We start from the raw sequence: 19,053 nt of genomic DNA, 5'->3' as shown, positions 1-19,053 counted from the left end.
GGCCGACGCGCCGAGGCCGGAAGCCGCAACCACTGCGGGAGCAAGGGAACGGATGAATTGACGTGCGATCATGCCGCGGCGACTGATGCCCATAGGAGTGCCTCCCCAACTGTCATTCGGTCAAAGACCCGCCATCGTTTCCTGTATAACGCGGCGCGTCGACAAGCGCCGGATGAGGGCCGCGTGTCGATGCACCGAAATGGCATCCATCCGAACGGCCGGGAGCCACGTAGCGGAAAAGCTTGAGCCGTCGTTTGGGTGCCGTTGACAAGGGTAACCGGACCGGCGACCGCTTGAAATCGCAACATCGCAGACGCGGGAAGGTGACGACATGGCCACGGGTGAAACAGGTTTCAAAGAGGTGACTTTCGCCCCGGCCGGTGCCCGGGCACGCCCAGCCCGGCAGCCGTCGGCGTGCACGTCAGCGATGGTTAACCGCATGCGTGTGACCAGCACTGGGGGGCAACCGCGAAGGAACGGGTCGTTTGCCAGTTGCGCGCGACGGTGTCAGTAAGGTCACACGGTGTGCGTGTCGCGCCACGCTTTATTAGAATTCCGTAAGATTAGTCAAAGTTCTTTGGGTATAAGCGGAGCTAGTAAGCACGGAGCAGGGTTGTGGACACGAACCGTTTCGACGCAGTCATCGTGGGCGCGGGCTTCGGCGGCATCGGTGCCGCGATCCAGCTCAAGCGCCTGGGCTATGACAACTTCGTCATCCTCGACCGAGAGGATGACCTCGGCGGCACCTGGCATGTCAACCATTACCCGGGCATCGCCGTAGACATCCCGTCGACCACGTACTCGTACTGGTTCGAGCCCAAGCCGGATTGGTCGCGGCTGTTCGCGCCGGGCCGCGAGGTCAAGCAGTACGCCGCGGACGTCGCCGACAAGTACGACGTGCGCCGCCACATGCGGTTCAACTCGACGGTGGAAGGCGCCCAGTGGGATGAGGACGCCGAAGTTTGGCGGGTAGCGCTGGCCGGTGGCGAAACGTTGGCGACCCGCTTCCTGATCACCGCGACGGGCTTCCTGTCGCAGCCGCGCATGCCGGACATCCCGGGGATCGCGAGCTTCGAGGGCAAGGTGGTCCACACGACCGCCTGGGACCACGACTTCCGGTACCGGGGCCGCCGGATCGCGGTCATCGGGACCGGGGCGTCCGCGGTACAGGTCATTCCGGAGTTGGCCGAACGGGCTGCGGAACTGACCGTGTACCAACGCACCGCGACCCATGTGATGCCCAAGTTCGACTTCGGGTTTCCCCCCGCGGTGCGGCGCCTGTTTGCGCGGGTGCCGGCGGCGCAGCGCGCGCTGCGGTGGGTGACCGACGTCATCCTCGAGATCATCATGGTGGTCTGCGCGCTGCACGTCCGGGAGTTCCGCGGGCGGGGGAACATCTCCGCCGCCGACCTGGCCAAGATCAACCGATTCCGGTGGATCCGGGACCAGGAACTGCGCGCCAGGTTGACGCCGGACTACGACCTCGGCTGCAAGCGGCCAACCTTTTCCAACGAGTTCTACCGCGCGTTCACCAAGCCGCACGTGCATCTGGAGACCAACTCGATCGCACGGATCGAGGCCGACGGCATCGTCACCGTCGACGGGCGTAAGACCGTCATCGACACCCTGGTGTTGGCGACCGGCTTTGACCTGTGGGAGGCCAACTTCCCGGCCATCGAGGTGGTCGGCCGCAAGGGCCGCAACCTCGGAAAGTGGTGGCGGGAGACCAGGTTCCAGGCTTATCAGGGCGTCACCATGCCGTACTTCCCCAATTACCTAAGCCTGGCCAGCCCGTTCGCCTTTTCCGGACTGTCCTTCTTCCACACCATCGAATACCAGATGCGGCACATGGGCCGCCTGCTCGGCGAGGTCAAGCGCCGCGGTGCGACCACCTTCGAGGTGACCGAAGAGGCCATGGACCAGTTCATGAAGCGGATGACCAAACGGCTGGACAGCTCGGTTTTCTACTCCGGCAACTGCGCCACGTCTCGCTCGTACTACTTCAGCCCCGGCGGTGAGGCATCACTGCTGCGGCCGACGTCGACCTTGAACTCGGTGCGGGAAGCCGAGAGGTTCCCGCTCAGCGATTACGTGATGGCCTAGCGTCACATCTGCCATAGCAGCCCCGGCCCGGGAAGCGGTCGGCTGTTTGCCCGCCTCTGAGCGACAACGCGGGCGCTTGTCATCTTGTCGCTGTGAGGCGGGCAAAGAGGGCATCGCCTGCTTCCAGCGACGGATGTGGCGGATGGGACTCGTGGCGATTCTTGCGAACTCACACCGTGCTGTTTACTCGCGCAGGAGCGGGGTAACCGGGTCGTTAGCAGAAAACGCGGACTGCGTCCGCAACCGATGCGAAAGGCGAAGTGGCCCAATGGAAACACTGTGCCGTGGATGCGCTTGCCTGGCGATCACATTTGCCTTCGTGCTGGGGGACCTCGGCGCCCCCGCGCGTTCGGTCGCCGACTTGGCCGCACACCAGTCGCTGCCCAGCGCTGTGCACAATCCGCCACACCAGCCTCGACCCGGGATCTGATCGGCATACGTCACTGCTCGGCGAGACTGGTGTGGCGAATGGTGAGCCATTACGTGCTCACGCCGGCGGCATCAGCACCGTGTCGATCATGTACACCGTCGCGTTGGCGGTGGGCACGCCACCACAGACCAGACCCGCGTTGTTGACCTTGAGGCCGTTGCCCTGTCCGGTGACGGTGACGTTCGCGCCCTGAACGGTCTTGTGAGAGCCGGCGACCCTGGCCGGACTCAGCTGGCCCGGCACCACGTGATAGGTCAGGATGCTGGTCAGCAACCTGGAATCCGTCTTCAGCTCGTCGATCGTCTGTGCCGGCAGCTTGCCGAATGCGGCGTCGGTCGGCGCGAAGACCGTGTACTGGCCGTTGTTCAGCGTGTCAACCAGATTGACATTCGGGTTCAGCTTGCCCGACAGCGCCGAGGTCAGGGTGCTCAGCGCCGGATTGTTGGACGCCGCTACGGTCACCGGAACCTGCGACATTCCGTCCACTGATGCCGGGCCGCTGGGGTTGGCCGCCGCGTAATCAGAGCAGCCGGGGCCCACCAGGTCGGCCGCCGCCGCCGTTGGAGCGGTCACCACACCCAGACCGAGCACCGCCGCTACCGCGAATCCTTTCGCTGCAACCGACGTCCTGTGTGATTTCATCGCCTTTGACTCCTTTGGTTTGTCGGACATTTGATGAGTCATTCGGAGCCCGGACGCCTTCGGATTGGTGCGGGGTTAAAAGTTTCAGCCGTACGTGAACGAATACACCTGCAGCCCTTGGACGGGGCGAACCTCAAGAGTCCCCGATTGCGGCTGCTCGCCGGAGACGATCTGGTGCGACGTCGGCGGCCCGCTGATCGGAATCGCGACGGATCGTCCGTCACGGGTGACCGTGAGGGATCCCGTGCCACCGACGACGATGTAGACGTTCTTGGCGTGGTAATTCAACCTGATGCTGGACTGGTTGCCGGCTGCGGTAGCGCCTTGGTAATCCAGCGACCACGGACCTTTCAGAGCGAAGCTATCGGCGGCCAGAGTGAGCGGATAATCGAAAGTGGTTGTGCCTTCGTCGTATACCCCGCCGCCGCCGTAGTTGACGACCTTCCCGACGCCAAAGTAGGTCTCGGGCGTGGTCTTGTCCTGTGGGGTCGAGCTGCTCGCATCTGAGGGGGGCGGCAGCTTGAGCCCGGGATGCGCCGCCACGAGCAGCTGCCTGATCAGATTCTCGGTGACGTTGTAGTCGCCTTCGCCGAACTTGATGTGGCGCACCTGGCCGGTGGCGTCGATCAGATACTCCGCGGGCCAGTAGCGGTTGCGGTAGTTCGTCCACGTGGAGTAGCCGTTGTCCAAGGCGATCGGGTACGTGACATTCAGGTCGGCGGCGCCTTTGGCCACGTTGCCGGGCACCTGTTCGAACGCGTACTCCGGGGTGTGGATCCCGATGACCTCGAAACGGTCGCCCTGGTAGGCGTTGTACCAGTTGACGACGTGCTGGATGGCGCGTTGGCAGTTGATGCAGGAGTACGCCCAGAAATCGATGAGCACGACCTTGCCGCGCAGGGACGCGAGGCTGATCGGTTGGTTGCCGGGCGTGTTCAGCCAACCGGCGATGCCCTTGAGATCGGGTGCCGGGCCGCAGCTTTCGAGCTCCCGACCGCCGTCGCTGCAATTGGACAACTGCGCGTTCTGGTCGTTGACGATGCCGCCAAGGTTGAGCTTCTCTTGGACCCCGCGGTCCGTGGCCAACTTTTGCTGCATCCCGCTGGTGTAGTCGGGAACGGCCCGTTGCAGAGCCGCGGGAACATTGAACACCAGTCCGACCGCGAGCGCGATCATCACGATCCCGGCCGCGACCCGGATCTGCCGCTGCCGGCGTCGAAACGCTCCCACCCGTTGAGCCACCCGATGGCCCGCCAACGCGAAGACCAACAACGGCAGCGCGGCGCCCAGCGCGAAGGTGCTAGTCAGCACCACGGTGCGCAGGCCGAGGGGAGCCGTGGCGCCGGCCACCACGATCGCGGCGAGAATGGGCCCGGCGCACGGGACATACAGCACGCCCAGCGCCAGACCGAGACTGAACCCGCCGCCACCAAACCCCAACTGCTTTTGCGGGATACGCGCAAACGGACGCTCCAACAATTGCTCGACCCGCGGGAAGATCAGGCCGAGACCGATGGCAACCAAGGCGACCAGGGCGACCCAGCGGATAGCGTCCTGCGGCAGGTGCACCAGCGACAGCAGTGTCGAGCCGGCCAACGTGACCGCGGTGAAGCTGAGCACCAGACCGCCGATGACGAGGTAGGGGCGCGCACTGCGCGACGTGCGCTCCGGCCTGACCGCGACATTTACGCCTGCGCCGGAAACCGGTTGTGGGGCAGGGTCATCGGCGCGACCCTGCGCGCCGGCGAAGAAGATCACCGGCAGTACCGGCAGGATGCACGGCGATACGCCGGTGATGAGACCTCCGACGAAGCCGATCAGCGCAATGGTGAGCATGAGAGTCATTCGCTGCCAGGGGCGCCGCGGATTGGTTCCGCCGCAGAGAAAAACAGCCCGGCCGAAGCCGGGCTGTTCATCCCTGATTCGCAGGCGAGCTACTGGCCTGGCGGCATCAGCACCGTGTCGATCATGTACACCGTCGCGTTGGCGGTGTGCACCCCGCCGCACACCAACTCGGCGTTGTTGACCTTGAGGTCGTTGCCCCGACCTGTCACGGTCAGCTTGGCGCCCTGCAGGGTCGTGTGGTCACCGTCGACCTTCATCGGGCTTGCCTGACCCTGCACCACGTGGTAAGTCAAGATGCTCTTGAGCAGCTGCGAGTCAGTCTTGAGCTTGTCGATGGTGGCCGCCGGCAGCTTGTCGAACGCGGCGTTGGTCGGCGCGAAAACCGTGTACTGGCCGTTGTTCAACGTGTCGACCAGGTTGACGTTCGGGTTCAGCTTGCCCGACAGCGCCGACGTCAGCGTGGTCAGCATGGGGTTGTTGGAAGCCGCCGTGGCGACCGGGTCCTGAGCCATCCCGGCGACCGACCCGGGGCCGCTGGGGTTCTGCTTGGCGTAGTCGCCGCAGCCCGCACCGATGAGGTCGGCCGCCGGATCGGCCGCGGCCGACGTCGTCGCCGGAGCCGCCATGCTGCTGGTGACTGTGGCCATGCTGCTGCCGGTCATCGGCTCAGACGCCGACTTGTTGTTCGAACACCCCGAGAAACCGACTACCGCAATCGTCGCGAGCCCTGCCGCGGCGATTGTCCTGCCCCGAACGCTGATCATCGCGTTTCTACTCCTTCTCCATAAGCGGCTCCTAGCGCCGCCTTTCGACCGGACAGGAGTGATTCGGAGACGACGAGGCCGCGGACGGGTCAGAGTTGAGATTCAGCCGAGGGGCAACGCGGCCAGTATCGTTCCGGTCGGCCGCGGCGACCCGGTACCGGGTTCGACGGTGAACGCCAGGGTGGTAGACGATCCGAGGTTGGTGAGCGTCGCGGTGGTCGACGGCGCCACCGCCGCGGTGCCCATCGTCCCGGCCGACGTCGGGCCCTTGTCGCTCAGCAACCACATCTGGTAGACGGTCCCCGGCTTCGGCGGTGGAACGTTGTTCATCACCAGCACACCGGCGTTGCGGTCGTGGGAAAAGACAACGGTGGCAGTGCCATTGCCGAGCGGGCCGGAGACGGTGCGCACGTCCGGGGCCGCAAAAACCTGCTCGGCGATGGTCGACGGCGGGTGCGGGCGCATCAGGATCCCGACGCCAAATGCGGCGGCACCGACCACCACCGCTGCCGCCGCGGACGCCAAAACTGCGGTGCGCCAACCGTACTTGCGCTCATCGCGTGCAGGTATCGCCGCCAGCGTCGCGGCCCGCAGGCGCGCCGGCGGTTCGACGGCCGTCGTCGCCGAGACGACCGCCATCGTCTCGCGGACGGCACGGACTTCATCGTCGAAGGCCGCCGCCACCGATCGTGGCGCGGCCGCCACCCGTCGCTCGATTTCGGCGCGTTCCTCATCCGACACGGCATCCAACGCGTATGGCGTTGCGAGCTCGAGCAATTCGAATTCGTTCGGTTCGGTCATGGCACTTCCAGGCAGTTACGCAAGGCGCGCAGCGCGTCGCGCATGCGTGACTTGATCGTCGACAGATTCGCGGCCAGGCGATCCGACACCTGGCTGTAGGTGAGCCCGTCGTAATAAGCCAACTGAATACACTCCCGCTGCGTGTCGGTCAACGCGCCCAGGCATTCGACGACGCGGCGGCGCTCGTCGCCGGCGATCGCCGAATCGGCGACGATGTCACTGGCGGGGTCGGCGCTAGCCGCGGCGTAGCGCGTATCCCGCCTTCCGGACGCCTCCTCGGTCCGCACCCGGTCGACCGCCCGTCGGTGCGCGATGGTCAGCAGCCACGACAGAGCCGAGCCTCTGCTGGCGTCGTAGCCTGGCGCCGTCCGCCACACCTCGCAGTAGACCTCCTGGGTGGTCTCCTCGCTGTAGCCGGAATCGCGCAGGACCCGCATGACCATTCCGTACACCCGACTCTTTGTGAGGTCGTAAACCGCGGCGAACGCGTCGCGGTCCCCGCGCGCGACCTTCTGCAGCAGCGCGTCCAGGTCCTTGCTGGGCGTGGGCGGTCCCGTCATCGATCGGTAGCCTAGCGCCAGGCAGCTGTTCACTCCCGTGATTCGTAGCCCAAGACCGCGCGGACGCTTCGGTCCGCTGTGCGGGCGAACACCCGGCTAGATGAGTTGCGCGAGCGTGGTCACCACGATGAGGGCCAGCACGGCCATTCCGATGACGTGCACCTGGCGCCGGGGTGTGAGTCGCTTCGGCAGGGGCTGCCGCTGCAGCGTGCGTTGCCGGCGCACGGCGATCACGAACGTCGCGAGGGCCACGGCGCCGGCCAAAGCGGCGGGGATGAATGCGTTTGGCCCGACCGAACCGTGCAGGTTCTTGATCATCAGCAGGGCGCCGTTACCCAGGAAGGCGAAGGACGTCCGTGTCCAGGCCAGCGTCGTCCGTTCGGCCTGGCTGCCGCGATCGGCCGTCGAGCCGCTCAACCCATGACCGCCTTGGCGATCACCAACGCGAGCGCGATCAGCCCCACCACGGTCAGACCCACGGCGAGGTAGGTCGGTGAGGGATGACGGGGCAAGGGGGCGCCGCGGCGCATGGCGCGATCCGCCTGCTGCCAGCGCAGCAGCCCCATCCCGCTGGTGAGAATGGCCAGCAGCGCAAGACCCGCGCCGAGCGCGCGGCGCGCGCCGGGCACCCCCAACTCCGGGACCAGCTGGACGACGGCGACGGCCGCGGCGAGCAGGCCCAGCGCGGTGCGCTGCCAGGCCAGGAACGTCCGCTCGTTGGCGAAGGTGAGCCGGTAGTCGGGCTCGTGCTCGTCGGCGGAGTCGGCCACCAGGACATCGTAGATTCATCAGCGCCCGAGGTTGCATGATTGCGCGTGTGGTCAAGGCGCTGCTGTTCGACGTGCAAGGCACGGCGACGGACTTTCACTCGACCGTCTGCGACGAGGCGCGGCGGATCAGCGCGGGCCGCCACCCCGACGTCGACTGGCCCGACGTGGTGCGGCGTTGGCGCGCAGGCTACTTCAACGCGCTGGAGGACGCCCACGGTCGGCAGACCGGATGGGTGTCGGTGCACTCGGTGTACCGGCGGGCGCTGGACGATTGCGGCGTCCCGTTTTCGGACGCCGAACGCGACGAACTCACCTTGGCCTGGCGGCGGCTGAAGCCCTGGCCGGACGTGATCCCTGGGCTGACACGGCTTCGAACCGCCTACACGCTGGCCACCCTGTCCAACGCCGACGTGTCGACGGTCATCGAGATCTCCAAGCGCGCCGGCCTGCCCTGGGACGCGGTCTTTGCCGCGGAGATGGCCGGGGTGTTCAAGCCCGACCCGGCGATCTACCGGATGGCCGCCACCTACCTGGGCCTGAGCCCCGACGAGATCATGATGGTCGCCAGCCACAAGTACGACATCCGCGCCGCGGGCCGGCTGGGCTTCCGGACCGCCTTCGTCGCGCGGCCGCTGGAGTTCGGTGTCGACGGCGAGGCCGACGTTGTCTATTCCGACGAGTTCGACATCAACGCGTCCGACTTCCTCGACCTCGCACGGCAACTCGGCTGCTGATCAGCGGTGCGCCGACCCCGTCAGCGGCTGCCCGTTGGCCGACTGCAGCAGGCAGATGACGGTGCTGGGCGTGGGATTGGCCCCGGTGCGATCCTGATTCGAGTCGATCAGGTAGGTGATCGAAAACGGACTGCCGTCAACGGGCCGGCCGGTATACGGGGCGAACCCGGCGGCGCAATCCCGGTTCGCGACGCTGGCGACCGCGGTGTCCACGGCCATCGGCGCGCGCAGGTAGATCTCGGCCAAATGTGCTGTCGCACAGTCGACTACGGTGACGGTCACACGGCTCAGGTCGGACGGTGGGAGGTCGGCCACGCACTGGCCGGTCTGCAGGTCGATCCACTTCTCGGTGTGCGAGCCCGGCGGCGACGGCGCGGCGGTGGCCGTCGCGCACAAACCCAACATCGCCGCGGCGGTCAGGCCGCAGGCCGGGTAAAGGGCCCGCATGCAGTGCAGTTTAGGCACTCACCAGCGCGGGGTCGGGCTTTTCCGAGGACATCGAGAGGAATCCGCGCGCGCAGCGCGCGGCCAGCAGCCAGTTCGCCGGCCTCTTCATGTCGAGGCCGCCGAGCAGCTGTTTGATCATGGTCAGTGTGTCGAAGTAAATGCGTTCGCAGACAAGCGTTTCGGTGTCTTGAAAGTTACTGAAGACGAAGTAGGCGGTCATGCGGACCCGGAACCGGCTGCCGGTGGGCGGAACCTTGCCCAGGTAACCCAGATGCGTGCCCATCAACCAGAACTCGACGATCACCGCGTCGGCGCTGTGCCGCAGCGCGATGATCTCGTGGTCCTGATCGGGAAACGCGGTCCGCGTGTAGGCGTAGTAGTCGCGCACCGCGGTGTCGCCGTCGTGCACGATCATCTGCGGGATCAGCTCGTAGCGCGGATGCGGGAAGGTCGACAACACGTCGTCCCACGCCTGGCGGACCTCGTCGTGAAAATGGTCGAGCACGAGCTTCTCGCGGGCGGCCAGCACCTCCGCGGGCGGGAACGCGGGAATGGTCATGAACGGCTAACCGCGCGGCGGGGTCCAGGCGACCGGCAGGGCCTTGATGCCGTGGATGAATTGCGACAGCAGGCGCGCGGGTTCGTCGATCGCGACGATGTCGGGAATCTCGCGGCGCAACTCGTCGAATATCACCCGAATCTCGCGGCGGGCGAGGTTGGCGCCCAGGCAGAAATGCGCCCCGCCGCCGCCGAAGCCGAAATGCGGGTTGGGTGTGCGCGCCACGTCGAACAGCCAGGGGTTGGGGAACGTCGACTCGTCGCGGTTGGCCGAGTTGTACCACAGCACGGCCTTGTCGCCCTCCGCCAGCTTGGTGCCGCTCAGCTTGAAGTCGCGGGTCAGGGTCCGTCGCATGTAGACCACCGGCGAGGCCCACCGCACGATCTCCTCGACCGCCGTCGGCGCCAGCCGGTCGAAGTTGGCCCACCACTTGTCGCGCTCGTCGGGGTAGCGGGACAGCGCCAGCACGCCGTGGCTGATCGCGTTGCGCGTCGTCTCGTTGCCGGCCACCACCAGCAGGATGAAGAACGACGCGATCTCCGCCGACGACAGCCGTTCGCCGTCCACCTCGGCTTCGACCAGGCTGGTGGTCAGGTCGTCGTGGTGGTTGACGCGGCGGTCCTCGGCGAGCGCGGTGGCGTACGCCCCGATGTCCATCGAGATCTTCAGGAATTCGTCGAAGTCGGTCGTCAGGTCGGGGTCGCCGAACCCGAGAATCACGTTGGTCCAGTGGAAGATTCGCTGATGGTCTTCCTCGGGGATCCCCATCATGTCGCAGATGATCTGCAGCGGCAGCGGCCCGGCGAGCTCGGTGACCAGATCGGCTTCCCCGTTGGGGTGGTTGGTGATCAGCGACGAAACCAGCCGGCGGGCCCGCTCGCGCACCGACGCCTCGATACGGGCCACCACCTTCGGGGTGAATGCCCGGCTGACGATCGAGCGCAGCCGCTGGTGCCGCGGATCGTCGAGCACGATCATCGAGCCGAAGTATTCGGCGATCTCCGGTGCGTTGTCGTTGACCGTGATGTTCGGCGTGCTGCTGAAGATCTCCGGATGACGGCTGGCGAAGTGAACGTCGTCGTGCTTGGTGAGCGACCAATAGCCCTCGCCCGCCTCGAATCCCTCCATCTCGATCGCGGGCCAGAACGACAGCGGGGCCTCCCGGCGCAGGGTCGCGAAGGCGCCGTCGCGGAAGTCGTCGTCGAGCCCCCAGAAGTCCAGCGAATCGAGGTGAATCTCGGAGAGGGGCACCTCGGGCGGTGGCGCCCCGTTGGTTCGCGTCGCGATACCCGTCTTGAGACTCACCGATTACCTCCTAGGAAACCGCTAGTGCGCACAGACGGTCCTGCCGCCGGCCGATTGCGCATCGGCGACCACGTTGCCGTCGAGCAGGATGCGGCAGCGGATGGGGCCCACCCCCTGCGCGCTGATCACGAACACCTGGCCCCCGAATGAAGTGAATTCGGTCGACCAGGGCAGCGGCGCGTTGACCTGGTGGAGTTGACCGGCGTCCGTTTGATACACGAGGTACTGCGCGACGCCGGCGCCGGTCACCTCGTAACGGGCGTGGGGCATCTCGGGGATCGCGTGGGCCACGCCGGGGACCGTCCCTGCGCAACCGACGCCCACGGCGAACAGGATCGAAAGCCCGCGCACATGCTTCGTCATGATTTGCATCGTGTCACCACGCGCGGTGCTACGGAAGCTTTCCGCCCTAACGAAAGCCGTTCTAGTGTGAGTCCCACGGGGGCTGCTACGGAAAGGTGAGTATGTCGGAACACGGCTCAAAGCGTGTGGTGGTCTGGGGCACCGGCTTCGTCGGCAAGATGGTGATCGCCGAAATCGTCAAGCATCCGCTGTTCGAGTTGGTGGGGGTCGGCGTCAGCAATCCCGACAAGGTCGGGCGCGACGTCGGCGACATCTGCGGGCTGCCCGGGCCGACGGGCATCATCGCCACCGACGACATCGACGCCCTGATCGCGCTTAAGCCCGACGCGCTGGTGCACTACGGCCCGACCGCGATGCACGCCAAGGAGAACATCGCGCTGATCACCCGCTTCCTGCGCGCGGGCATCGACGTGTGCTCGACGGCGATGACCCCGTGGGTGTGGCCGACCATGCACCTCAACCCGCCGCAGTGGATCGCGCCCATCACCGAGGCGTGCGAGCTGGGGGAGTCGTCCTGCTTCACCACCGGCATCGACCCCGGATTCGCCAACGACCTGTTCCCCATGACGCTGATGGGCCTGTGCTCGGAGGTGCGCCGGGTGCGGGCCTCCGAACTGCTGGACTACACCAATTACGAGGGCGATTACGAAGTCGAGATGGGCATCGGCCGCGAGCCCGAATACAGCCCGTTGCTCGAGGATTCCAACATGCTGATCTTCGCGTGGGGCGCGACGGTCCCGATGATCGCCCACGCGGCCGGCATCATGCTCGACGAGATCACCACCACGTGGGACAAATGGGTGACCCCCACCGAGCGCAACACCGTCAAGGGCGTCATCAAACCCGGGCACGTCGCGGCCGTTCGGTTCACGATCAACGGAATCTATAAGGGCGAGACCAGGATTCAGCTCGAACACGTCAACCGGATCGGCCTCGACGCCGCCCCCGACTGGCCCTCCGGCCACGACAACGACGTCTACCGGGTGGAGATCGAGGGCACGCCGAGCGTCTTCCAGGAAACGGCGTTCCGGTTCACCGACGGCTCGGGCCGCGACGCGGCCACGGCCGGCTGCCTGGCGACCGGGATGCGGGCCCTCAACGCCGTGCCGGCCGTCAACGAGCTGCGACCGGGCTGGATCACGCCGCTTGACCTGCCCCTGATCGCCGGGGCGGGCAACATCCGGTGACCGGCGCACAGCGTGCACATAGGTGCCGCAGAGACCCGGTACAGGTTTCGGCGGCACACTAACGGCTAGCCTGGTTTGCGAGTTGCTGAAGTTGGGGTTGGGACATATGGCCAATGGAGCTGGGACCGCGCTGGGCCTGTCGATCGGGACTACCAACCTGGCGGCGGTCGCCGCCGAGAAGGCCATCACCCGCAAGCCCGTCCTGACGCTCTATCCGGAACGCGCGCCGGAGGTCGGCATCCCCGCGGAAAACCCGCGGCTCAACCACCCCGGCCTGGTGATCACCGGGTTCGTCAATCGCATCTCCGACCCCCGCGGCGTGGTGGCGGCCGACGGGTCGGTACACCGCAGCGAGGAATTGATCGCCGACGCCATGCGGGCGCTGGCCTACAGCGTGACCGGCGGGCGCACCCTGCCCGAGAGCGTCGCCGTCACCTATCCCGCCCACTGGCCGTCGCCGGCGGTCGACGCGGTGGGCACCGCGCTGAGCTCGGTGGCCGAATGGTCCAACCGGGCGCGGCCGCTGATGCTGATTCCCGACGCCGCGGCGACGCTGCTGGCCGTGCGAACCGCCCCCGGCATACCGGCCCACGGGACGGTGGCGGTGTGCGACTTCGGCGGCAGCGGCACCAGCGTCACGTTCATGCGCGCCGACGGTGACTATCAGGCGCTGGCCCCGACCGTGCGGCTGCACGATTTCTCGGGCGACCTGATCGACCAGGCCCTGCTGAGCGCCGTCATCTCCAACATGCCGAGCACCGCCGCCTTCGACCCGGCGGGCACCGTGGCGATCGGCTCGCTGAGCCGGCTGCGCACCGCGTGCCGAAGCGCCAAGGAGGAGCTGTCCTCGACCACGGCGGCCACGCTGAGCGACGGGCTGACCGGCGAAGTCCGCGTCACCCGCGACGAGCTTGACGAGGCGATCCGCACCCCGCTGGACAGGTTCGTGGCCGTGTTGGAAAACGCGTTGGCGCGCAATGGGATTCAGGACCTGGTAGCGGTGGTGTCCACCGGCGGTGGAGCGAACATCCCCGCGATAACCACCACGCTGTCGCAGTACTTCCGCGTCCCAGTCATCACCACGCCGCGCCCGCAGCTGACGGCGGCCACCGGCGCCGCGTTGCGGGCGGCGCATGGGCCCGGTGAGAGCGCCGCGACGGCGTCGGCCCCGGCCGCGCCCGCCACGGCGACCGCGCGGGCGGTCCCTAGCACCCGGCCGCCCGAAGCGACCGCGACGACGCGGGGGACGCCCGCCTGGCCGACAGCCGGCGCCGCGCCCGTGCAAGCGTGGTCGCAGACCGGCAACCAACCCCAAGCGGCGACCGCCGCGCAGGTGAAACCCGCCGCCGATGAACCCGCTGCCGATTCCGCGAGCGAGAAGCGCAAGCGCCGCCTGTTTCGCCTGCCGGTGCTGGCGGCAATAGTGGGTGCGGCCGCGGGGGTGGCGCTCGTCGGGACCGCAGTCACGATCGGCCTGACCTCGGCGAACAAATCGGCGACGACCCCAGCGCCGGGCGTGACCAGCAGTCCGGTCCCCGCGCCGCCGGCCAACACCGCGACCGCTCAGGCGCCCCCGCCCAGCGAAGAGGCACCCGCGCCGTCGACGACGGATACCAATCCGCCCGCTCAGACCGAGACGCCGTCGACCAGCGTCCCGTCAGCGAAACCGCAGCATGCGCCGCCGCTCGCGGCCGCGCCCGTGCGTCCGGCTATTCCGCAGGTACCGCCCATCCCGGCGGTGCCCGGCCTGAACGAATCCATCCCGGGGCTAGACCGGATCAATCAACTCATTCAAGGGATCGGGGGCGACTTGGGCATCAGCGGCATCCCGCAATTGGGCCCTCAGCCGGGAACGACCCGCTAGGTCAATCCTTTTCGCCCTTGTTCTCCGCTTTGGCGGCCTCTTTGAGTTTCTCGTTCAGGGCCTTGTCCTTCTCGATCTGGTCCTTCAGAGCTTGCTCGTCGCGACCCTCGTCGGCTTCGGCTTGGCCTTCGTCGGCCTTGGCCTGGTCACCGGAACCGGCGTTGTCGGGGACTTCGTGCCTGGGATGGCCGTCCTCGTCCAACCAGTCGTTGACCGCGGTGCCCGAAACGCTGCCGCCGGTGCCGGGCAGCACGATGGTGGGCTTCTCTTTGTAGGCCTCCATCATTTCGGAGGCCTTCTTTTTGTCGTCCTCGTCCGGCTCCGGCTTTTCCGTCAGCTTCTGGTCGGTGTCCTGATCGGTGTCTTGATCGGGTTCCTGATCGGTGTGCTGGTCGGCCGATTTATCATCCTGCACGCTCATGCGTCTACCCCCTCGCCATCGCAGGTCGCGATTTGCAGGGGTTACCCGTTGCGGCGTTGTGTCGAAACTCTCACGAGAGGGATCGTTCGCGCTTGACCAACTCGACCAGCGCCAGAGGAATCCGCATCGGCTCGGGTGCGCTTGACAGTTGCGCCGCGACCGCACCCTGAAGCTGGTCGACGAATTCGCCAGCCCGCGCATCGCGCACCCCGTCATCCAGCCCGCGCACCAGCGCGGGGAACAGCGCCGCCCGGGCGAAGGCCGCCCACTGCGCGCCGAAGGCCTCGGCGTCGCGGTCCGCCTGGAACCGAACCCAGAACCGATCCTCGGCGTTGAACATCTCGAGATGGTCGATGGTCAGGCTTTCAAAGCGTCCGCTGGGCGCAAACGGGGCGCGAAAGTCCTTCTCGCTGCGGGCGAATGTGGGAATGGTCATCCGGCGCAGCTCCTCCTGGCGCAGCAGGCCGTCGCGGACCTGTGCATGCAGCGCCTCGATCATCGCGTCGAGCAGCGTCGGGAAGCCGGATGTGCCGTCCTCGTCGAGGGCGATCGTCATCACCACCAGCCGCCCGTCGGGGGCCAGTTCGCGGCCGCGGAACGCCACGAAGTTGTGCCAGTCCAGGGCCGCCCGCTCGGCGTACGCCGCGCGTGCCGCGTCGTCGCGGCTGTAGGAGATGTGCAAGTGATCGTGCACCTCGGCGGGCATCGTGCTCAGCCACTGCGCCGCCCACGACGACCAGCCCAGGTTGACGGTCTTGGACGGCACGATCTGGTCGTAGAACGACCGGCCGATCGACGATGCGAACGTCGCCGCGTCCAGGTGCAGGTAGCTCTCCGGGTCGTCGGACAGGGTGTGAAACAGCGCCGAGAAGTCGTTGTCGGGAATGTCGGTGTGCGCCACCAGGATTGCGTGGTCGTGCCGGGTGCGCCGACGCAGGATCGCGATCGCCGCCGACATCGGCTTGAGCGAATTGTGCCCGTTGGCGGCGCCGTAGTCGGCGATGACGATGGGTTGCGGTGGCTTGGGCAGCGGCACCTGCTCGGCGGCCCGCTCGAACAACGCGATGGCCGGGCCTAACCCGGCGGCCTGCAGCCGCGACGACTGGGTGTAGACGGGCTCCGGCCGAACCACAATGCTCGATTCGGGCATCCGAGGCTCAGGCCGCATGTCCCAACGATAGTCGTCAGGTCGGCTTCGGGTAGCTGACGCCGGTGAGCTGCTCGGAGAGCTCCCAAAGCCGTTGACAGTCAGCCTCGTTGCGGGCTGGCGCGGGCACCTTGGCCGGCCGTACCCCGCCGCCGGCGGCCTCGTAGAAGCCCTGGGGCCCGTAGAACGCGCCGCCCTGGGCGTGCGGCGCGGCGGCCGCGTAGAGCGCCGGGAGGATGCCCTCGTCGATCTCCTGCCACAAAAACGGGGTGAAGCGCCAGGACGCCTTGTACAGCCGTTCCATCAGCGCGGGCTTTTCGCGCCCGTGCGAGGGTCCGGCGATCTGCAGGTTGGTCTTGGTCAGGCCGGGATGCGCGGCGTTGGACATGATGCCCCAGCCGGCCGCCCGGCTGCGCCGGTCCAGCTCGAGGGCGAACATCAGCACCGCCAGCTTCGACTGGCCGTAGGCCGACATGGCCGCGTAGGACTTCTCGAATTGCGGGTCGTCGAAGTGGATCTTGCCGCTTTGGCGGGCGGCGAGGCTGCTCAGCGAGACGACGCGCGCCTTGCCCGCCGCGCGCAGCAGCGGCAGCACGTGCCCCGTCAGGGCGAAATGCCCGAGATGGTTGCTGCCGAACTGCAATTCGAAACCGTCGGCGGTGGTGTCGCGTTCCGGCGGGGTCATGACGCCGGCGTTGTTGATCAGGATGTCGATGGGGCGGCCCTCGGCGTTGAGTTGTTCACCCAACGCGGCGACCGAGGCCAGCGACGACAGGTCCAGCGACTTGATGGTCAGCTTGGCGTCGGGGACGGTGTCGCGGATCTCCGCGATCGCCTTTTCCCCTTTGCCGCGGTTGCGGATCGCCATGACGACGTCGGCACCGGCGGCCGCGAGCCGCCTAGCCAGTCCGAACCCCAGGCCGCTGTTGGCGCCGGTGACGATTGCCAGCTTGCCCGACAGGTCGGGCACCGTGGCGACAAGGTCGTTGGCCATACGTATCGCTCCCTTCGTGTGCGCCCCGTCATAGTGTGCTCTTTGTGTCGGCTCGTCGACAGCGCATCCGTGGCTGGGCGGCCGCGTTGGTCGTGGGCGCGCTGCCCGCGCTCGCCTTTCCCGCGCCGTCGTGGTGGTGGCTGGCCTGGTTCGGCCTGGTGCCGTTGCTCCTGTTGGTGCGGGCCGCTTCAACGCCGGTTCAGGCTTGCGTGCGGGCCTGGCTCGGCGTCGCCGGATTCGTGCTGGCCACCCAGTACTGGCTGCTGACGTTCGTAGGCCCGTTGCTCGCGGTGATGGCCGTCGGTTTCGGTGCGCTCTGGCTGCCGTGGGGGTGGTTGGCGCATCGATTGCTGTCCGCGCCCGTTGGCCCGGGGCGGACGGTCGCCGCGGTGGTGGTGTTGCCCAGCGCGTGGGTGGCGGCCGAGGCCGTGCGGTCGTGGCCGCCTCTGGGTGGCCTGTGGGCGTCGCTGGGCGCGTCGCAGTCCGCTCAGCCCGTCACGCTGGCCTCGGCGTCGTTGGGCGGGGTGTGGTTGACGAGTTTCCTTGTGATGGCGGTCAATACGGCTCTAGTGGGCGTGGTGGTGCACCGCGCGATATCCGGCCGGCTCGTCGCGCTGGGGTGCGCGGCGGCCTGCGCGGCCCTTGGTCCGGCCTGGTACCTGCTGGGCCCGTCGCCCGCGGGCGGCGCCGCGGTGCGGGTGGCGCTGGTGCAACCGGGCGACATCGCCGACTCGGGCGCGCGCCAGGCCCTCGCCGAGGAGCTCACCGCTTCGGTTGCGGCTCAGCGTCCGGACTTGGTGGTCTGGGGTGAAAGCAGCGTGGGCTTCGATCTCGCCGGTCACCCGGAGGTTTCGGCGCGGCTTGCCGAGTTGTCGCGGCGGGTGGGGGCGGACCTGCTGGTCAACGTCGACGCGCCCGCGCCCGGCGGCGGGATCTACAAGTCGGCGGTGCTCATCGGGCCGGGCGGATCGTTGGGCACGTACCGGAAGACCCGGCTGGTGCCGTTCGGCGAATACGTGCCGCTGCGACCGCTTTTCGGCTGGATCACCCGCCACAGCAGGGCCGCAGCCGAGGATCGGCAACGTGGGACCGGGCCCGTCGTGTTGCACGCCGGCGCACTGGGGATCGGCCCGTTGGTCAGCTACGAGACCCTGTTCTCCGACCTAGCCCGCCAGGAGGCGCGACTCGGTGCGGAGCTGCTGGTGTATCAGAGCTCCACGTCGTCGTACCAGGGGACTTGGGCGCAGCCGCAGCTGGCCGCCCAGGTGGCGGTGCGCGCTGTCGAGGCGGGCCGCCCGGCCGCGCACGCCGGATTGTCCGGCGACAGTTCGGCCTTCGACGCGCGAGGCCACCGGCTGGCGTGGTGCCCGTCGGACTTCCGGGGCGTGACCGTGGTGAGCGTGCCGTTGGGATCGCGCGTCACGCCCTACCAACGGCTGGGGGACTGGGTACCGATGCTGGCCTTCGTCGTCCTCGGCGTTGCGCTCGTACGCTGGCAGCGCCCGGCCCGCGGTGCCACACTGCTCGGATGAACAGCAGGCGGCTCGCCAAGATCTCGCTGGCCGCCGCCGTCACGCTGATGGTCGTGTCGGTGGGCGGCTTCATCGTCGCCCTGGTGCTCAACGCGTTCTTCCTGGACAAGTACAACGCCTACGGCGAGGTGCCGGTCCCGGGCTCCGGCAGCCTCTACCTGCCCGCCGGTGACGTCACCATCAGCCTGCACACCGTCGTCATCAGCAGTCCCGACCGCGGGCTGCCCGTGCCGCCGCTGGGGGTCACCCTCGCGCCACCCGACGGTGTGGCGCAGCCCGTGGTGACCGAAAGCATCGGCAGCACAACGACGGTCAACAACGATGCGCACGTGCGGGTGTGGGTGGCTCGGATTGCGGCCGGCGGCACCTACAACATCACGACCGACGGGCAGGTCAACGGCTATATCAACCCGCGACTGGCCTTCGGGCACAAGAGTTCCGTGGACTTTCTGGTCTGGCTGTTCGTCGGGCTGTTCGTGGTGGGGCTGGCCGATTCGATCATGTCCGGTTTGTGGTTGGGCCGTACCCGGCGCCGCGCGGTGGTGGCCGCCAATCTGCCGCGACAGTGACGCACGCGTCCGTTTC

Annotated in this window: 20 protein-coding genes; 6 read left to right on the top strand and 14 right to left on the bottom strand. The window is 67.5% G+C overall.

The window, feature by feature from the left end; genetic code table 11:
* Positions 1–615: 615 nt before the first annotated feature.
* Positions 616–2,103, top strand: a complete 1,488-nt coding sequence (locus tag A5781_RS18220; RefSeq protein ID WP_067209395.1) for an NAD(P)/FAD-dependent oxidoreductase — start codon at positions 616–618, stop codon at positions 2,101–2,103.
* Positions 2,104–2,590: 487 nt separating this feature from the next.
* Here A5781_RS18220 and A5781_RS18215 read toward each other — a convergent pair whose 3' ends face one another.
* The 7 genes from A5781_RS18215 to A5781_RS18185 all read right to left on the bottom strand — a co-directional run bounded on the left by A5781_RS18215 (position 2,591) and on the right by A5781_RS18185 (position 7,915).
* A complete protein-coding gene (locus A5781_RS18215) occupies positions 2,591–3,175 on the bottom strand; it encodes a fasciclin domain-containing protein (protein WP_067209410.1) in 585 nt (194 codons plus the stop codon).
* A gap of 84 nt (positions 3,176–3,259) precedes the next feature.
* Positions 3,260–5,011: a cytochrome c biogenesis protein CcdA gene (locus tag A5781_RS18210; RefSeq protein ID WP_067209391.1), complete on the bottom strand. Its 1,752-nt coding sequence runs from the start codon at positions 5,009–5,011 to the stop codon at positions 3,260–3,262.
* Positions 5,012–5,109: 98 nt separating this feature from the next.
* On the bottom strand, positions 5,110–5,667 hold the full coding sequence (locus tag A5781_RS18205) for a fasciclin domain-containing protein (RefSeq protein ID WP_369817753.1): 558 nt from the start codon (positions 5,665–5,667) through the stop codon (positions 5,110–5,112).
* 219 nt (positions 5,668–5,886) lie between these two features.
* The gene (locus A5781_RS18200) at positions 5,887–6,585 is read right to left on the bottom strand and encodes an anti-sigma factor (RefSeq protein ID WP_067209384.1); all 699 of its coding nucleotides are present in this window, start codon (positions 6,583–6,585) and stop codon (positions 5,887–5,889) included.
* Positions 6,582–7,145 (bottom strand): sigma-70 family RNA polymerase sigma factor, encoded by a 564-nt coding sequence (locus A5781_RS18195; protein ID WP_067209381.1) that lies wholly within the window; start codon positions 7,143–7,145, stop codon positions 6,582–6,584. Before A5781_RS18195 ends, A5781_RS18200 begins: the two co-directional genes overlap by 4 nt.
* Before the next feature lie 96 nt (positions 7,146–7,241).
* Positions 7,242–7,562 carry a DUF202 domain-containing protein gene (locus A5781_RS18190; protein WP_067209377.1) on the bottom strand — a complete coding sequence of 107 codons (321 nt, stop codon included), beginning with the start codon at positions 7,560–7,562 and terminating at the stop codon, positions 7,242–7,244.
* The gene (locus A5781_RS18185) at positions 7,559–7,915 is read right to left on the bottom strand and encodes a YidH family protein (protein ID WP_231990747.1); all 357 of its coding nucleotides are present in this window, start codon (positions 7,913–7,915) and stop codon (positions 7,559–7,561) included. The genes A5781_RS18190 and A5781_RS18185 overlap by 4 nt, the downstream gene beginning before the upstream one ends.
* Positions 7,916–7,950: 35 nt before the next feature.
* Here A5781_RS18185 and A5781_RS18180 point away from each other — a divergent pair, with 35 nt between their 5' ends.
* Positions 7,951–8,649: a haloacid dehalogenase type II gene (locus tag A5781_RS18180; protein WP_067209371.1), complete on the top strand. Its 699-nt coding sequence runs from the start codon at positions 7,951–7,953 to the stop codon at positions 8,647–8,649.
* Here the strand turns inward: A5781_RS18180 and A5781_RS18175 are convergent, their stop codons facing one another.
* From A5781_RS18175 to A5781_RS18160, 4 genes are read right to left on the bottom strand one after another with little or no spacing between them, the layout of a single operon-like run.
* Positions 8,650–9,054 carry a hypothetical protein gene (locus A5781_RS18175; protein WP_231990748.1) on the bottom strand — a complete coding sequence of 135 codons (405 nt, stop codon included), beginning with the start codon at positions 9,052–9,054 and terminating at the stop codon, positions 8,650–8,652.
* 52 nt (positions 9,055–9,106) lie between these two features.
* Positions 9,107–9,655 (bottom strand): ester cyclase, encoded by a 549-nt coding sequence (locus A5781_RS18170; protein ID WP_067209364.1) that lies wholly within the window; start codon positions 9,653–9,655, stop codon positions 9,107–9,109.
* A 6-nt stretch (positions 9,656–9,661) separates the two neighbouring features.
* Positions 9,662–10,960 (bottom strand): cytochrome P450, encoded by a 1,299-nt coding sequence (locus tag A5781_RS18165; protein WP_067209360.1) that lies wholly within the window; start codon positions 10,958–10,960, stop codon positions 9,662–9,664.
* 21 nt (positions 10,961–10,981) lie between these two features.
* Entirely contained in the window at positions 10,982–11,323 is a 342-nt protein-coding gene (locus A5781_RS18160; RefSeq protein WP_197503900.1) for an MmpS family transport accessory protein, read from the bottom strand.
* 101 nt (positions 11,324–11,424) lie between these two features.
* Here A5781_RS18160 and A5781_RS18155 point away from each other — a divergent pair, with 101 nt between their 5' ends.
* Together A5781_RS18155 and A5781_RS18150 are read left to right on the top strand one after the other, a co-directional pair.
* Positions 11,425–12,510 carry a dihydrodipicolinate reductase gene (locus tag A5781_RS18155; RefSeq protein WP_067209353.1) on the top strand — a complete coding sequence of 362 codons (1,086 nt, stop codon included), beginning with the start codon at positions 11,425–11,427 and terminating at the stop codon, positions 12,508–12,510.
* Between the two features lie 106 nt (positions 12,511–12,616).
* Entirely contained in the window at positions 12,617–14,374 is a 1,758-nt protein-coding gene (locus A5781_RS18150) for an Hsp70 family protein (RefSeq protein WP_067209348.1), read from the top strand.
* A 1-nt stretch (position 14,375) separates the two neighbouring features.
* On the opposite strand, the gene A5781_RS18145 is transcribed toward A5781_RS18150, so the two are convergent.
* From A5781_RS18145 to A5781_RS18135, 3 genes are all read right to left on the bottom strand, one after another.
* Complete coding sequence (locus tag A5781_RS18145; RefSeq protein WP_067209344.1) at positions 14,376–14,795, bottom strand: hypothetical protein; 420 nt, start codon at positions 14,793–14,795, stop codon at positions 14,376–14,378.
* Between the two features lie 70 nt (positions 14,796–14,865).
* The gene (locus tag A5781_RS18140; protein ID WP_067209340.1) at positions 14,866–15,963 is read right to left on the bottom strand and encodes an SAM-dependent methyltransferase; all 1,098 of its coding nucleotides are present in this window, start codon (positions 15,961–15,963) and stop codon (positions 14,866–14,868) included.
* 16 nt (positions 15,964–15,979) lie between these two features.
* Positions 15,980–16,936 carry an SDR family oxidoreductase gene (locus A5781_RS18135; protein WP_067209336.1) on the bottom strand — a complete coding sequence of 319 codons (957 nt, stop codon included), beginning with the start codon at positions 16,934–16,936 and terminating at the stop codon, positions 15,980–15,982.
* Positions 16,937–17,022: 86 nt separating this feature from the next.
* Between A5781_RS18135 and lnt the strand changes: the two genes are divergently transcribed.
* Positions 17,023–18,468 (top strand): apolipoprotein N-acyltransferase, encoded by a 1,446-nt coding sequence (gene lnt, locus A5781_RS18130; protein WP_067209405.1) that lies wholly within the window; start codon positions 17,023–17,025, stop codon positions 18,466–18,468.
* The gene (locus A5781_RS18125; RefSeq protein ID WP_067209333.1) at positions 18,465–19,037 is read left to right on the top strand and encodes a hypothetical protein; all 573 of its coding nucleotides are present in this window, start codon (positions 18,465–18,467) and stop codon (positions 19,035–19,037) included. The genes lnt and A5781_RS18125 overlap by 4 nt, the downstream gene beginning before the upstream one ends.
* The last annotated feature ends 16 nt before the right edge of the window (positions 19,038–19,053 follow it).

Origin of the sequence: Mycobacterium sp. 852002-30065_SCH5024008, assembly GCF_001665645.1 — a bacterium.
In the GTDB taxonomy this organism is placed as follows: domain Bacteria; phylum Actinomycetota; class Actinomycetes; order Mycobacteriales; family Mycobacteriaceae; genus Mycobacterium; species Mycobacterium paraffinicum.
Note: the sequence above shows the minus strand (reverse complement) of the source record. Positions and strands in the feature narration are given on the sequence as shown.